This is a genomic window from Roseovarius sp. B-10, from assembly GCF_056859295.1.
This window is the reverse complement of the sequence record NZ_JBSXOE010000036.1, coordinates 1-14,186: the sequence shown is the minus strand read 5'-3', so window position 1 is coordinate 14,186 and position 14,186 is coordinate 1. Positions and strand designations below refer to the sequence as shown.

Sequence of the window (14,186 nt, the reverse complement as noted above, 5' to 3'; positions counted from 1 at the left end):
GATCGGGACATGGCGGGACTGCGTGCGGCCAGCCTCGCCGCACTATTCATGGCGGTTTGCGCCGGGCCGGTCGCGGCGCAGGATGTGCTGTTGCGGTCGCATGACGGCACGGTCGCGATAGAAGGCGACCTGCTCGGATTCGACGGCGAGTTCTACCGGGTCGAAACGGTCTATGGCGAATTGACGATCGATGGCTCGGGCGTGACATGCGAAGGTCCGGGCTGTCCCGATCTTGAGGCTTTTGTCGCGCGTGCGGTGTTCTCCGGCGCGCCGATCATCGGGCAAGTGCTGTTGCCGTCGTTGCTCGAGGCGTTTGCCATCCGTGATGGATACGTGCTTCGGCGTCATGACGCGGACAGCGACAGTGCGCGCCTGACCCTCCATGCGCGTGGCGAGGATGCAACGCTCCTGGGCGATTTCCGCTTCCGGCTGACCACCTCGGATGAGGGCCTCGCCGACCTGCTCGCGGGCGAGGCCGACATCGCGATGAGCCTGCGCGAGGCGCGCGGCGAAGAGCTGGACCGCGCGCGCGAGGCGGGGCTGGGCGACCTCACGACACCGGCGCGGATGCGGGTGCTGGCGCTCGACGCGCTGGTGCCGGTCGTGGCCCCCGCCAACCCGGTTCAGAGCCTGAGCCTGCGTGACCTGTCACATATCCTCTCGGGCGAGATCACCAACTGGGCCGCGCTCGGCGGCCCCGACGCGCCCATCGACCTGCATCTGTGGGCGCCCGACACCGGGATCGGCCAGGCTACCGCCGATCAAGCCATGCTGCCCGAGGGCCGCGATCTGCCGGACCGCATGATCCCGCATCGCGACGGCGCGGCGCTTGCGCGCGCCGTGGTGGCGAATCCTTTCGCGTTCGGCCTCACGCCGCGCTCGGAACAGGGCGAGGCCTGGGAGCTGGCGCTGACCGGGCCGTGCGGATTTGCGCTGCGGGCGAATCGGCGGACGGTCAAGACCGAGGATTATCCGCTGACCGCGCCGCTGCTTCTTTACCTTCCGGCACGCCGGATGCCCAAGATCATCCGCGACTTCATCGCCTATATCGACGACCCGTCCGCGCAGCTTGTCATCCGGAGGGCGGGGTTCGTGGACCAGGCACCCGAGGAGATCGGCATCGCGCGGCAGGGCGACCGGTTTGCCAATTCCATCGCGATGGCCGGGGAGGAGACCGGTCTCGATGAGCTCAAGCGCATGGTCGGGCTGCTGGCTCCGCTCAGGCGGCTGACCACGAGTTTTCGATTCGAGGCGGGTTCGGCGCGACTCGACGTGCAGTCGCGGTCGAATGTCGAGCGGCTGTCCGACGCGCTGCAACTGGGGCTATACGACAACCGGCGACTGGTTTTCGTCGGGTTCTCCGACAGTGAGGGTCCGCCAGCGGCCAACCGCGAGATCGCGTTGCGCCGCGCGCAGGCGGTTCGCGACGCGGTGGTGGCGATGTCGGAAACCGCCCGGCTCGACCGGGTGGATATCGCGGTCGATGCCTTTGGCGAGGCGATGCCGATGGCCTGCGACGATACCGCCTGGGGCCGGCGGGTGAACCGCCGGGTCGAGGTCTGGGTGCGGTGACGCCGCCGTGACCCGTTACAGGTAGCCCTCGGCGCGAAAGCTGGCCTCGGCCGATTTGCCGATGATGACGTGATCGTGCAGCACGAGGCCGAGCGCCTCGGCGGCGCGCGCGACCTCGGCGGTCATGGAGATGTCGGCCTGCGAGGGGGTGGGATCGCCGGAGGGGTGGTTATGCACGAGGATGAGCGCGCTGGCATCGAGCAGCAGCGCGCGCTTAACCACCTCGCGCGGGTAGACCGGAACGTGATCGACGGTGCCGCGCGCCTGTTCTTCGTCGGCAATGAGTACGTTCTTGCGGTCGAGGTAGAAGACGCGAAACTGCTCGGTCCCGCGATGCGCCATGCTGGTACGGCAATAGTCGATCAGCGCGGTCCAGGACGAGATCGCCTGCCGCCCCATCACGCGGGACTGTGCGAGCCGGTGAGCGGCGGCCTCGACGATGCGCAACTCGGTGATGACCGAAGCGCCCACGCCGCCCACCTCCGATAGCTGCTCGGACGGGGCCGAGAGCACACCCGCGAAATCGCCGAACCGCGTGAGCAGGGCATGGGCGATCGGCTTGACGTCACGGCGGGGGATGGCACGGAAGAGCACCAATTCGAGCATTTCGTAATCCGGCACCGCCGCAGCCCCGCCCGCGAGGAACCGCTCGCGCAGGCGGCGGCGGTGGTCGCGGACATAGGGCGGATGCCGCTCGGCCCTGTTAGGCCGGTCAGCCGGCACCGGGGCCGTGGAGAAGAGCGGCAGGCAGGCATCGGAAAAGGCGGGCGGCGTCTGCATACCGGGCAGCATCGCGCACCCGCCTTACCAGGAGGTTAACGGCTGACGGCTGCCCGTCAGCTTTTCATCGAGTCCCAGAAATCCTTGACCGAGGAGAAGAAGCTCTTGCTCTCGGGGTTGTTGTCCTCGCTCATGGTCTCGAACTCGCGCAGCAGTTCCTTCTGGCGGCTGGTGAGGTTCACCGGGGTCTCGACCGCGAGCTCGATGAACATGTCACCCTGCCCGCCGCCGCGCAGCGCCGGCATACCCTTGCCGCGCAGGCGCATCTGGCGACCCGATTGCGAGCCGCCGGGAATCTTGACGCGCGAGCGGCCGCCGTCGATCGTCGGCACCTCGATATCGCCGCCCAGCGCGGCGCGCGTCATCGACACCGGCACGCGGCAGAACAGGTTGGCCTCTTCGCGCTCGAATATCTCGTGCGGGGCAACCTCGATGAAGATGTAAAGATCACCCGCGGGGCCGCCGCGCATCCCCGCCTCGCCCTCGCCTGACAGGCGGATGCGGGTGCCGGTCTCGACGCCTGCCGGGATGTTGACGCTGAGCGCGCGTTCCTTGGGCACGCGGCCCTGGCCCTGGCATTCCTTGCACGGGTTCTTGACGATCTGGCCAAGTCCGCCGCAGGTGGGGCAGGTCCGCTCTACCGTGAAGAACCCCTGTTGCGCGCGCACCTTGCCCATGCCCGAGCAGGTCGGGCAGGTGCTGGGCTGTGCGCCGCCCTCGGCCCCCGATCCGTCACAGGCGTCGCATGTCGCGGCACTGGTGACCTTGATCGTCTTCTGCAAGCCGGTATAGGCCTCTTCGAGCGTCACGCGCATGTTGTAGCGCAGGTCGGCACCGCGCGCGGCGCGCTGGCGTCCGCCGCCGCGTCCGCCGCCCATGAAATCGCCGAAGAGATCGTCGAACACGTCGGAGAAGGCGGAGGCGAAGTCGCCCTGGCCGGGCCCGCCGCCAAAGCCGCCGCCGGGCCGTGGCCCACCGCCGCCGCCCATGCCGCCCTCGAAGGCGGCATGGCCGAACCGGTCATAGGCCGCTTTCTTCTCGGGATCCTTCAGGACGTCATAGGCTTCGCCCGCCTCCTTGAACTGGCGTTCGGCCTCGGCGTTGTCCTTGTTGCGGTCGGGATGCAGCTCCTTCGCCTTCTGGCGATAGGCCTTCTTGATCTCGTCCGCCGAGGCCCCCTTGGACAGGCCGAGCACCTCGTAATAGTCGCGTTTGGCCATCTGGGATCTCCTTCAAGCGCAGGCCGGGGCCGCAAGGGCCCCGGCGCAAGGCGTATCGCCTCAGTGGCGCTTGTCGTCGTCGATGTCCTCGAAATCGGCATCGACGATGTCATCCTCGCCCGGCCCGGCATCGGCGGAGTTGGCCTCGTCCTCGTCCTCCTGCTGGCTGGCCTTGTAGATGGCTTCGCCAAGCTTCATCGAGGCCTCGGCGACGTTCTGGATACCGGCCTTGATCTTTTCGGCGGTGGCGTCGTCCTTTTCGAGGTCTTCCTTGAGCGCGGAAATGGCAAGCTCGATTGCCTCCACGGTCGTCGGATCGACCTTGTCGCCGTGTTCCTCGAGGGATTTTTCCGTCGAGTTGACAAGGCTTTCGGCCTGATTGCGGGCCTCGACGAGTTCGCGGCGGGCCTTGTCGGCCTCGGCGTTCTCCTCGGCCTCCTTGACCATCTTCTCGATATCCTCATCCGTCAGGCCGCCCGATGCCTGGATGGTGATCTTCTGCTCCTTGTTGGTGCCCTTGTCCTTGGCACTGACATTGACGATGCCGTTGGCATCGATGTCGAAGGTCACCTCGATCTGGGGCATGCCACGGGGCGCCGGCGGGATGTTCTCGAGGTTGAACTGGCCGAGCATCTTGTTGTCGGCGGCCATCTCGCGCTCGCCCTGGAAGACGCGGATCGTCACAGCCGACTGGTTGTCCTCGGCGGTGGAGAAGATCTGCGACTTGTTGGTCGGGATCGTGGTGTTGCGGTCGATGAGACGCGTGAACACACCGCCGAGCGTCTCGATGCCGAGGCTGAGCGGGGTCACGTCGAGAAGCACCACGTCCTTGACGTCGCCTTGCAGCACGCCTGCCTGAATGGCGGCGCCCATCGCGACGACCTCGTCAGGGTTGACGCCCTTGTGCGGCTCGCGCCCGAAGAACTTGGTCACTTCCTCGATCACCTTGGGCATCCGCGTCATGCCGCCGACGAGCACGACCTCGTCCACCTCGGAGGCGGAGATGCCGGCATCCTTGAGCGCTGCCTTGCACGGCTTGATCGACGCGGTGATGAGGTCGCTCACGAGGCTTTCGAGCTTGGCGCGGGTGAGCTTGACCACCATGTGCAGCGGCTGGCCGTTGGAACTCATCGAGATGAACGGCTGGTTGATCTCGGTCTGGCTGGAGCTCGACAGCTCGATCTTGGCCTTCTCGGCGGCCTCCTTGAGGCGCTGGAGAGCCATCTTGTCCTTCGTCAGGTCTACGCCGTGTTCCTTTTGGAACTCCTCGGCGAGGTAGTTGACGATGCGCATGTCGAAATCCTCGCCGCCGAGGAACGTGTCCCCATTGGTGGATTTCACCTCGAAGAGACCGTCGTCGATCTCGAGGATTGTCACGTCAAACGTGCCGCCGCCGAGGTCATAGACGGCGATGGTGTGGGTGTTTTCCTTTTCGAGACCGTAGGCAAGCGCGGCCGCCGTCGGCTCGTTGATGATGCGCAGCACCTCGAGCCCGGCGATCTTGCCTGCGTCCTTGGTGGCCTGGCGCTGGGCGTCGTTGAAATAGGCGGGAACGGTGATGACGGCCTGCGTCACCTCCTCGCCGAGATAGCTCTCGGCGGTTTCCTTCATCTTGCCGAGGATGAAGGCGGAAATCTGGCTGGGCGAATATTTCTCGCCGCGTGCCTCGACCCAAGCGTCGCCGTTGCCACCATCGATCACGGCAAAGGGCATGTTCTTCTTGTCCTTGGCGAGATCGGAATCGTTCACCCGACGACCGATCAGGCGTTTTACGCCGAAGATCGTATTTTCCGGGTTGGTCACCGCCTGCCGCTTGGCGGGCTGGCCGACGAGCCGCTCGCTCTCGGTAAAGGCGACGATGGAGGGGGTGGTGCGGGCACCTTCCGAGTTCTCGATCACGCGGGGCTGGCTGCCATCCATGATCGCGACGCAGCTATTGGTGGTCCCGAGGTCGATACCAATCACTTTGGCCATGTTTTCGATCCCTTCTTAATTCAGGCGATGTGGCGGAGCCCCGACCCGTTTCGGCATCGGGCCCCCGGATTTACGACGCGGAGCGGCAAGGCCGTCCCGCGGTTCGTGGGCTATATAGGCAGGGCGGGTCAGCCCTGCAAGCATTCCGGCTTGCGCTTTGCGGTCAATTCGACCCGATTGCCACAGGGACCCTGTGCGTGCGATGAAAAAAGCCGCCATGATCGACCCGACCCTCACCTTGCGCGGCGCCGCGCTCTACCGTGGCTGGCTCGCGTCCGACGCGCAGGCGCGGCTCGTTGCGGAGGTGCGCGCGGTGGTGATGGCGGCGCCGCTCTTTCGCCCCATCACGCCCTCGGGCAAGGCGATGAGCGTGCGCATGACCTCGGCGGGGCGGCTGGGCTGGATCAGCGACCGCAAGGGTTATCGCTACGAGCCGCGCCACCCCGATGGCATGGAATGGCCGCAGGTGCCCGAAACCGCGCTTGGCGTCTGGCGGGCGCTGGTGGATGGGCGGCGCGATCCCGATTGCTGCCTGGTGAATTTCTACGAGCCAGAGGCGCGCATGGGGATGCACCAGGACCGCGACGAGGCCAATTTCGACTGGCCCGTGGTGTCGATCTCGCTGGGCGACGAGGCGCTGTTTCGCGTGGGCAACACGACCCGCGGCGGGCCGACCGAATCCGCCTGGCTGCAGTCGGGCGATGTCATCGTGCTGGGCGGCGCGGCGCGGCTCGCCTATCACGGGGTGGACCGGCTTCGCCCGGGCTCGTCGCGGCTGTTGCGCGGGCCGGGACGCATCAACCTGACCATGCGCGTCGTCACCTGAGACGAACGGGACGCGGACCACGGCGTCAGCGCCGCGCACTCCACGACAGCGAGGCGTGGCGGCGCGTGTAGAACTCGCCTATCAACCCGAGCATGACGAGGCAGATGCCGACATAGATCGGGTACATCAACGACGTCTTGTGCGGGAAGTAGTTGATGAACACGTAGCCGCGCGCCTGGTCGATGTTGTGAAACAGGGGGTTCCAGGAAAACATATTATAAATCATCGGCGGCAGCATGTTGACCACGAACATCTTGCCCGAGGCGATCATGTTGGCCCGCTGGTAGATTGTGGTGAACAGCTTGACGAAGGTCGGGAACCACGGCTTGAGCGCCAGCAGCACGAGTCCCACACCGAATCCGGTAAACCACGCCAGAAGCACCATGCCATAGGCATAGGCCGGCTGGTAGATGGTGATCGGCTTGACGCCGACGTGGTACACGAACAGCACGATGATGAGTGACAACGTCTGGATATAGAGCGATCCGAGTGCCGCGGAAGAGATGGTGATCGCGGTATTCATGGGCGCGTGCTGCATCATCGGCGAGGCAGGGCCATCCGAGCCCACCACCGCGCCAAGCACCTTGATATGCGTGATGTACAGGAAAATCCCCGACATCATGAACAGCAGGAAATCGCCGCGCAGTTTGACCGATTTGAGGCCCAGAACCGTGAAGAACAGGTAGAATGCCATCACCATGATGATGACGGTCAGGATGTTGAGCCCGAGCGCCACGATGGCGTTGCCGTGCTGCTGGCGGATGCTGCGCACGGTGGCGTGGTAGATCAACTCTAGGATCACGACCGCCGAATGCAGCGAGGACGACGGTCGGACGGTCTTGAACATGCGCTGTTGCCTCGTTCCCGGCGACCCCTGTGGCCGGTTCCTTGCCGATCCGCACCGAACCTAGCATAAGGGGCATCGATTGATCCATCCACTAGTGCCGCAAAGTGGCGCAAATCAGGCAGGGGAACGACGATTTGGAGCAGGAACGATTGATCGCGGAAATGCGCCGGCTGGCGATCGCCGCGGGCGCGCGGATCATGGAGATCTACGAGGGCCCTGATTTCGAGGTGAAGGTGAAATCCGACGCAAGCCCGGTGACCGAGGCCGACGAGATGGCGGACGCGCTGATCTCGGCAGGGCTGCGCGCGGCGTTTCCCGATGTGGCACTGGTGACCGAGGAACAGGCCGCCTCGCACGGGCAGAGCGTGACGAGTTTTCTCATCGTCGATCCGCTGGACGGGACCAAGGAATTCATCAACCGGCGGGGGGATTTCACCGTCAACATCGCCTGGGTCGAGGACGGCGTACCGGTGCGCGGAATCGTCTATGCGCCCGCGCGGGGCCGCATGTTCTACACCCTGCCCGATGGCCGCGCTGTCGAGGAGGCGGGGCCATTCGATCCCGACACACCCGGTGCGCAGAGCCCGCTGCGCGTTTCGCAACCGGACAATGCCGCGCTCATGGTGGTGGCGTCCAAATCGCATCGCGATCAGGCCACCGACGATTATATCTCGCGCTACAATGTGCGCGACATGACGAGCGCTGGCTCTTCACTCAAGTTCTGCCTCGTGGCGAGCGGCGAGGCCGATCTCTACCCTCGCCTGGGGCGCACGATGGAATGGGACACCGCCGCCGGTCACGCCGTGCTGACAGGTGCGGGGGGGCGCGTGCTGCGATTCGATGATCTGATGCCGCTTACCTATGGCAAGCCGGGGTTCACAAACCCGTTCTTCATCGCCTGCGCGCCGGGCGTCGATCTCGCGGAGGGTTGAGCGTGGGCGTGCTAGTCGTCATCCCCGCGCGCTATGCCTCGACCCGCTATCCCGGCAAGCCGCTGGTGCCGCTGAAGGGCGCGGAGGGCGTAGCGCGCACGCTGATCGAACGCTCGTGGGCCGCTGCTTGCGCGGTGCCGGGCGTGGACCGCGTGGTGGTGGCGACCGACGACGCGCGTATCCGCGACGCGGCGGAGGGATTCGGCGCCGAGGTTGTGATGACGCCTGAAACCTGCGCCAACGGCACCGAGCGCTGCGCTGCGGCCCATGCTGCGCTGGGCGAAGGATACGAGATTGTCGTCAACCTTCAGGGCGATGCCCCGCTTACCCCGCCGTGGTTCGTGTCGGACCTCGTGGCCGGGCTGCGCGCCGATCCGGAGGCCGGCGCGGCGACGCCGGTGCTGCGCTGCGACGGGCGCGCGCTGAACGGCTTTTTGCAGGACCGCGCCGAAGGGCGCGTTGGCGGCACCACCGCCGTTTTCGACCGCCTGGGCCACGCGCTCTATTTCTCCAAGGAGGTGATCCCTTTCACCCCTGACCGCTACGACGATGCCGATGCCACACCGGTGTTTCATCATGTCGGCGTCTATGCCTATCGTGCGGCGGCGCTCGCGGCCTATCCGGGTTGGGCACCGGGGCCGCTCGAAGGGCTGGAAGGGCTGGAGCAGTTGCGTTTTCTCGAGAACGGACGCGCGATGCTCTGCGTCGAGGTGGAGGCTCGCGGGCGGCAGTTCTGGGAGCTCAACAACCCGGAGGACGTGCCGCGCCTGGAGGCAATGATGCGAGAGATGGATATCGCCTGAGCGCTGCACCGCGCCGGGCCATTCGGGAGAGACCACGCCATGACCGACCGTTCCTACCACGCGCCCGAGGGCGGGCTTCCGCCGCAGACCCGGCTGATGACCGGGCGCGCGGTGTTTACCGAGGCCTATGCCGTCATTCCCGGCGGCTGCATGAGCGATATCGTCGCAAGCCTGCTGCCGTTCTGGGAGGGTGCGCGATTCTGGGTGCTGGCGCGCCCGATGTCGGGCTTTGCCGAGACCTTCTCGCAGTATATCGCAGAGATCGCCCCCGGCGGCGGAAGCGATCGCCCCGAGACCGAGCCGGGCACCGAGGCGGTGCTCTTTGTGCTGGATGGAGCGATGCGCCTCCATATCGGCGAGGAGGCACATGATCTGGGGCCGGGCGGTTATGCCTACATCCCCCCCGGCGCCGAGTGGCGGCTGCGCAACGCGGGCGATGCGCCGCTGCGCTTTCACTGGTTTCGCAAGCATTATGTCGCGGTCGAGGGGCTCGATGCGCCGCCGCCCCTGGTGCTTGACGAGCGCGAGATCGCGCCCGTGCCGATGCCCGACACAAACGGCGCATGGGCGACGACGCGCTTTGTCGATCCCGAGGATCTGCGCCACGACATGCACGTGACCATAGTCACGTTTCAGCCCGGCGGCGTGATCCCCTTCGAGGAGACGCATGTGATGGAGCACGGGCTCTACGTGCTCGAAGGCAAGGCTGTCTACCGGCTCAACCGCGACTGGGTCGAGGTCGAGGCAGGCGATTTCATGTGGCTGCGCGCGTTCTGCCCCCAGGCCTGCTATGCCGGGGGACCGGGGTCATTTCGCTATCTGCTCTACAAGGACGTCAACCGACACATGCCGCTGGCGGCCCCGCCGCGCGCCCCGGTTGTGACATGACAAAAAATGCCCACAGTTTCACCTTAACCTTATACAAATACGCCGCCATTTATGTATTGTAGCGCAAAATTCCATTCAGGAGCAGTTTATGCGTAAACGAGTAACCAAGGCGATTTTTCCGGTGGCGGGCCTCGGGACACGGTTTCTTCCGGCGACGAAGTCGGTGCCCAAGGAAATCATGACGCTGGTTGACCGCCCGCTGGTGCAATATGCTATCGACGAGGCGCGCGCCGCCGGTATGAAGGAATTCATCTTCATCACATCGCGCGGCAAGAACGCGCTCGAGGATTATTTCGACTGTGCCCCACAGCTCGAGCAGGAGCTGCGCAAGAAGGGCAAGGACGAGCTTCTCGATATCCTCAAGTCCACCAACATGGACAGCGGCGAGATCGCCTACATGCGTCAGCACAAGCCGCTCGGCCTCGGCCACGCGGTGTGGTGCGCGCGTCGTTTCATTGCCAACGAGCCTTTTGCCGTGATCCTGCCCGATGACGTGATCGCCGCTGAAAAGCCCTGCCTGCAACAGATGGTCGAGGCGTTCGAGGAGACCGGCGGCAACATGGTCGCCGCGATGGAAGTGCCCGACGACAGGACCAACGCCTACGGTATCCTCGACGTGCGCGAGGACATGGGCAGCATCGTCTCGACCAAGGGCATGGTGGAAAAGCCCGAGGCAGGCACCGCACCGTCCAACCTCGCGGTGATCGGGCGTTATATCCTGACGCCAACGGTGCTGCAGAAACTGAACAAGAAACAGACCGGCGCGGGCGGCGAAATCCAGCTTACCGACGCGATCGACGCGGCGCGCGAGGATGGCGAGGAGGTCTACGGCTACCGCTTCCGCGGGCAGCGTTTCGATTGCGGGTCCAAGGCCGGGTTCCTTCAGGCGACGGTGGCCTTTGCCCTGGCGCGCGACGACCTGCGCGACGACCTGTGGAATTACATCTCCGACATGGTCCACGCCGACAAAGCGGCGCAATAGGCGGACGTACGGGCACTGGACTTTGCGACCGGGACCGCCGACCCTGAAACCGGGCAAGAAGGGGCGGCAGGCGGTGCGCGAGACCTTGAAAGACCTGATCCTGGCCTACCGGTTGCGCTGGCGGCGGCGCAGGCTGCTGGCGCGGGCGGTGACAAAGCGGCGGCAGCTGCGCGCCGTCATCGACAGGACCGGGGGCATCGGGGCGGACGACATCCTGTGCTTTGCCACGATGCGCAACGAGGCGCAGCGGGTCGGGCATTTTCTCGCCCATCACCGGCGTCTCGGCGTGGATCACTTCCTGATCGTCGATAATGCCAGCGACGATGGCACGCGCGACCATCTCGCCAAGCAAGACGACGTGTCGCTCTGGAGCACGGCGCACAGCTACAAACGGTCGCGATTCGGGATGGATTGGCTGACATGGCTCATGATGCGGCACGGGCACGGGCATTGGTGCCTGACGCTCGATGCCGACGAATGCCTCGTCTACCCTTATCACGAGACACGGCCCCTGCCCGCGCTCTGCGACTGGCTGGAGCGCCAGGGGCGTGCGTCCTTTGGCGCGCTGATGCTCGACATGTATCCGAAAGGGCGGCTCTCGACGCAGTGCCACGCGCCCGGCGACGACCCGTTCCACAGCCTGTGCTGGTTCGACGCCGGCAATTACGGGCTGCGGCGCAAGGCGGACTTGCAGAACCTCTGGATACAGGGTGGCCCCCGCGCGCGCCTGTTCTTTGCCACCGAGCCGCGCCGCGCGCCGACGATGGGCAAGGTGCCGCTGGTGAAATGGCACTGGCGCTATGCCTATGTCAGCTCCAGTCACAGCCTACTGCCGCGGCGGCTCAACCATGTCTATGCCACCGATGGGGGCGAGTTGACCTCCGGGGTGCTGCTGCATTCGAAATTCCTCGACACGGCGGTGGTCCGCGCGGGTGAGGAAAAGCACCGGAAGGAACATTTTGCCAATAGCGCGCTATACGACAGATATTACGATGCGCTCGCCGCCGACCCGGACCTGTGGTGCCCGCGTTCCACCCGGCTCGCCGGTTGGCGGCAGCTCGAGGCGCTGGGCCTGATGTCACGGGGCGGATGGATCTAACCCATCTCCGCGATCAGCGCCTTGTGTCGCACGAGATAGGCCGCGCGCGTCTCGACCGGGGGGCGCAGGCTCAGGCTCAGGCCCTCCATTAGCGCGCTGTCGGGCTTGCCGAAGAAGCGGTCGGCCTCGGCCACGGTAAACCCGGCGATTTCAGTGGCCTCCATCCAGGCGCTGACCTTGTCGGCGCGCTTGATCTGTCGCTTCACCTGCGCGGGCAGTGTGGCGGGCAGGCCGAACCGCAAATGCACCGCCGCCGCGAGCCGCTTGTCGAGCTCGTCATAGCCCGGCCCAACCGCGTTCTTAACCGGCGAGATCATGTCGCCGATGACGTATTCCGGGGCATCGTGCAAGAGCGCCGCGAGCCGCCATTTTGACGGTGCGCGCGGTGCTAGGCGGGAATAGAGCCGCTCCACCAGAAGCGAGTGCTCGGCCACCGAATAGGGAAAATCCCCCAGCGTCTGCCCGTTCCAGCGCGCGACGAAGCTCAGACCGTGGGCGATATCCTCGATCTCGATATCGACGGGCGTGGGATCGAGCAGGTCGAGCCTGCGGCCCGAGAGCATCTTTTGCCAGGCGCGGGGTTTGGGCATGGGGGCTCCGGTCTTTGGGTGACCCTGATTAGCGGGACTGCGCGAGATTTGCAAAGCGCGTGGCGATGGCGGCGAGGAGCGGCGAACCCTCCCTGGCGGCGATGTAATTATAGCCTTTGAACGGATCGCTTTTGAGGGCGCGGATGGAGGCGAGGTCCGGCATGGAAACAAGGCCGTTTCCCGCGGAATAGAGCCGCATGTCGGGCTGATCCAGCAGGTACGCGCTGACCGTGCAGTCCGGATCGTTTCCATGATCCTCGTAGATCAGCACCGCGCCGTCCTTGAGCGCGCGGGCGGCGCCGTCGATGGCCGCGATCTCGGCCCCCTCGACATCGAGCTTGATGAGCGCGGGCTGGCCTGCGGGCACGAGATCATCGACGGCTAGTGTGGTCACGGTCTCGACATGATCCTGAGCGCGCGTGGGTCCATCGCCCGCGAGCCGGGCAGAGGCGTGGCTGAGATGGGTGTTGACGAATTCCAGCGTATTTCCCGAGCGCCCATGAATCGCCGCGCGGTGCAGGGTGACGTTGGGCAGGTGTCCGGCATTGGCCTGTAACGCGGCAAAGGTGGCATTCGAGGCCTCGACCGCGATGACATGGTCGAAGAGCGGTGCGCCTCGGGTGGTCCAATAGCCTTTATTTGCGCCAAGATCGCAAAAGAGAGGGGCGGCCCCGGCGGCGGCGCGAAGGACGGCGGCGACCTCGGGTTCGTAGGGCGCGCGCCAGAGCGCGAATCGCGTCCAGTAGCCGTCATCGAGTGCGATGCGATAGGGCGGCGCGCCGTCCTCGTGCAGCCAGACCGCCGTGCCGGAGGGAAACAGTCGCCCAAGTCCCCGCGCAAAACGGCCATAGAGACCGCGCGTCACCGCGACGCGAAAGAGCGCCATCAACAGGGCGTATTGCAGCCGCGCCGCGGGGCCGGAAAAGGTGAGGTGGCGTGTCATCCACCCGAGGTAGCCCCGAAGCGTGCCCGGCACCAGAGGCACACGCGCGCCTCGCGCGGTTGTGCGCCGAATTTTAGTGCGGCGTGGCGCCGCCGTTCCCAGATTCTGGACAGAAGGATGCGCAACCCGCGCGCCCGACATCAATGGAGGACACCATGTTCAAACGTCTTTGTTGCACCGCGCTCATCTTTGGCGCCGCCGCGCTTGCCCCGCCGCTCGCGGCCCAGGCGCAGGCACAGGGCGTGGCCTGCCTGCCACGCGATGCGCTCGTCGAGCGGCTTGAGGGCCGTTACAAGGAAAGCCCTGCCGGGGGCGGCTTGCAGAACCCGCAGCAGTTGCTCGAGGTCTGGGCCTCGGAAGAGACCGGCAGCTTTACCGTTTTCGTCACGCGTCCCAACGGGGTGAGCTGTATCGTGGCGACTGGTCAGAACTGGACCGGGGCCACCACCGCCGTTGCCGGGGGCGTGGCGGGGTGATCGCGCATTGCCCAATCGGGGGGCGAGTGCTATCTGCCTCGCGATATTGCAACGCAAGGAGCCACCCCCCGAATGGCACAGGATTATATCGTCAAGGACATCGCGCTCGCGGGTTACGGCCGCAAGGAACTCGACATCGCCGAAACCGAGATGCCGGGTCTGATGGCGCTCCGCGCGGACTATGGCGAGGCCAAGCCGCTCAAGGGCGCGCGGATCGCCGGCAGCCTGCACATGACCATTCAGACCGCCGTGCT

The 14,186-nt window shown here is 65.7% G+C and carries 15 protein-coding genes; 9 read left to right on the top strand and 6 right to left on the bottom strand.

The annotated features are described in order from the left end of the window. The first annotated feature begins 9 nt into the window (after positions 1–9). Positions 10–1,572 (top strand): substrate-binding domain-containing protein, encoded by a 1,563-nt coding sequence (locus tag AC13D8_RS13455; RefSeq protein ID WP_482969247.1) that lies wholly within the window; start codon positions 10–12, stop codon positions 1,570–1,572. A gap of 15 nt (positions 1,573–1,587) precedes the next feature. Here AC13D8_RS13455 and radC read toward each other — a convergent pair whose 3' ends face one another. The 3 genes from radC to dnaK are packed head-to-tail and all read right to left on the bottom strand — an operon-like array spanning position 1,588 to position 5,546. After that, positions 1,588–2,352 (bottom strand): RadC family protein, encoded by a 765-nt coding sequence (radC, locus tag AC13D8_RS13450; RefSeq protein WP_482969344.1) that lies wholly within the window; start codon positions 2,350–2,352, stop codon positions 1,588–1,590. 56 nt (positions 2,353–2,408) lie between these two features. Beyond that, the gene (dnaJ, locus tag AC13D8_RS13445; RefSeq protein ID WP_482969246.1) at positions 2,409–3,572 is read right to left on the bottom strand and encodes a molecular chaperone DnaJ; all 1,164 of its coding nucleotides are present in this window, start codon (positions 3,570–3,572) and stop codon (positions 2,409–2,411) included. A gap of 60 nt (positions 3,573–3,632) precedes the next feature. Continuing rightward, positions 3,633–5,546 carry a molecular chaperone DnaK gene (dnaK, locus tag AC13D8_RS13440; RefSeq protein WP_482969245.1) on the bottom strand — a complete coding sequence of 638 codons (1,914 nt, stop codon included), beginning with the start codon at positions 5,544–5,546 and terminating at the stop codon, positions 3,633–3,635. Between the two features lie 202 nt (positions 5,547–5,748). Here dnaK and AC13D8_RS13435 point away from each other — a divergent pair, with 202 nt between their 5' ends. Next, positions 5,749–6,372, top strand: a complete 624-nt coding sequence (locus tag AC13D8_RS13435) for an alpha-ketoglutarate-dependent dioxygenase AlkB family protein (protein ID WP_482969244.1) — start codon at positions 5,749–5,751, stop codon at positions 6,370–6,372. 25 nt (positions 6,373–6,397) lie between these two features. Here AC13D8_RS13435 and AC13D8_RS13430 read toward each other — a convergent pair whose 3' ends face one another. Next, positions 6,398–7,219, bottom strand: a complete 822-nt coding sequence (locus tag AC13D8_RS13430; RefSeq protein WP_482969243.1) for an ABC transporter permease — start codon at positions 7,217–7,219, stop codon at positions 6,398–6,400. Between the two features lie 134 nt (positions 7,220–7,353). Between AC13D8_RS13430 and cysQ the strand changes: the two genes are divergently transcribed. From cysQ to AC13D8_RS13405, 5 genes are all read left to right on the top strand, one after another. Further along, entirely contained in the window at positions 7,354–8,151 is a 798-nt protein-coding gene (gene cysQ, locus AC13D8_RS13425) for a 3'(2'),5'-bisphosphate nucleotidase CysQ (RefSeq protein ID WP_482969242.1), read from the top strand. A 2-nt stretch (positions 8,152–8,153) separates the two neighbouring features. Then, on the top strand, positions 8,154–8,954 hold the full coding sequence (locus AC13D8_RS13420; RefSeq protein WP_482969241.1) for a 3-deoxy-manno-octulosonate cytidylyltransferase: 801 nt from the start codon (positions 8,154–8,156) through the stop codon (positions 8,952–8,954). A gap of 39 nt (positions 8,955–8,993) precedes the next feature. Next, positions 8,994–9,842 carry a bifunctional allantoicase/(S)-ureidoglycine aminohydrolase gene (locus AC13D8_RS13415; protein WP_482969240.1) on the top strand — a complete coding sequence of 283 codons (849 nt, stop codon included), beginning with the start codon at positions 8,994–8,996 and terminating at the stop codon, positions 9,840–9,842. An 88-nt stretch (positions 9,843–9,930) separates the two neighbouring features. Then, the gene (galU, locus tag AC13D8_RS13410) at positions 9,931–10,824 is read left to right on the top strand and encodes a UTP--glucose-1-phosphate uridylyltransferase GalU (protein WP_482969239.1); all 894 of its coding nucleotides are present in this window, start codon (positions 9,931–9,933) and stop codon (positions 10,822–10,824) included. A gap of 73 nt (positions 10,825–10,897) precedes the next feature. Further along, on the top strand, positions 10,898–11,923 hold the full coding sequence (locus AC13D8_RS13405) for a glycosyltransferase family 2 protein (protein WP_482969238.1): 1,026 nt from the start codon (positions 10,898–10,900) through the stop codon (positions 11,921–11,923). Here the strand turns inward: AC13D8_RS13405 and AC13D8_RS13400 are convergent. Further along, positions 11,920–12,513 (bottom strand): HD domain-containing protein, encoded by a 594-nt coding sequence (locus AC13D8_RS13400; protein WP_482969237.1) that lies wholly within the window; start codon positions 12,511–12,513, stop codon positions 11,920–11,922. The two genes, AC13D8_RS13405 and AC13D8_RS13400, sit on opposite strands and share 4 nt — an antisense overlap. 28 nt (positions 12,514–12,541) lie before the next feature. Further along, positions 12,542–13,456: an FkbM family methyltransferase gene (locus tag AC13D8_RS13395; RefSeq protein ID WP_482969236.1), complete on the bottom strand. Its 915-nt coding sequence runs from the start codon at positions 13,454–13,456 to the stop codon at positions 12,542–12,544. A 155-nt stretch (positions 13,457–13,611) separates the two neighbouring features. Here AC13D8_RS13395 and AC13D8_RS13390 point away from each other — a divergent pair, with 155 nt between their 5' ends. Together AC13D8_RS13390 and AC13D8_RS13385 are read left to right on the top strand one after the other, a co-directional pair. Further along, positions 13,612–13,932 (top strand): hypothetical protein, encoded by a 321-nt coding sequence (locus tag AC13D8_RS13390; protein WP_482969235.1) that lies wholly within the window; start codon positions 13,612–13,614, stop codon positions 13,930–13,932. 72 nt (positions 13,933–14,004) lie between these two features. Continuing rightward, positions 14,005–14,186, top strand: a 182-nt coding sequence (locus AC13D8_RS13385; protein WP_482969234.1) for an adenosylhomocysteinase, incomplete at its 3' end; no start/stop codon positions are given.

Bases quoted from the DNA above. Each gene is read 5' to 3' on its own strand.
- galU (WP_482969239.1), top strand. From the start codon at position 9,931: ATGCGTAAACGAGTAACCAAGGCGATTTTTCCGGTGGCGGGCCTCGGG.
- AC13D8_RS13390 (WP_482969235.1), top strand. From the start codon at position 13,612: ATGTTCAAACGTCTTTGTTGCACCGCGCTCATCTTTGGCGCCGCCGCG.
- dnaK (WP_482969245.1), bottom strand. From the start codon at position 5,546: ATGGCCAAAGTGATTGGTATCGACCTCGGGACCACCAATAGCTGCGTC.
- AC13D8_RS13400 (WP_482969237.1), bottom strand. From the start codon at position 12,513: ATGCCCAAACCCCGCGCCTGGCAAAAGATGCTCTCGGGCCGCAGGCTC.
- AC13D8_RS13455 (WP_482969247.1), top strand. From the start codon at position 10: ATGGCGGGACTGCGTGCGGCCAGCCTCGCCGCACTATTCATGGCGGTT.
- AC13D8_RS13435 (WP_482969244.1), top strand. From the start codon at position 5,749: ATGAAAAAAGCCGCCATGATCGACCCGACCCTCACCTTGCGCGGCGCC.
- AC13D8_RS13415 (WP_482969240.1), top strand. From the start codon at position 8,994: ATGACCGACCGTTCCTACCACGCGCCCGAGGGCGGGCTTCCGCCGCAG.
- dnaJ (WP_482969246.1), bottom strand. From the start codon at position 3,572: ATGGCCAAACGCGACTATTACGAGGTGCTCGGCCTGTCCAAGGGGGCC.
- AC13D8_RS13430 (WP_482969243.1), bottom strand. From the start codon at position 7,219: ATGTTCAAGACCGTCCGACCGTCGTCCTCGCTGCATTCGGCGGTCGTG.
- AC13D8_RS13395 (WP_482969236.1), bottom strand. From the start codon at position 13,456: ATGACACGCCACCTCACCTTTTCCGGCCCCGCGGCGCGGCTGCAATAC.
- radC (WP_482969344.1), bottom strand. From the start codon at position 2,352: ATGCAGACGCCGCCCGCCTTTTCCGATGCCTGCCTGCCGCTCTTCTCC.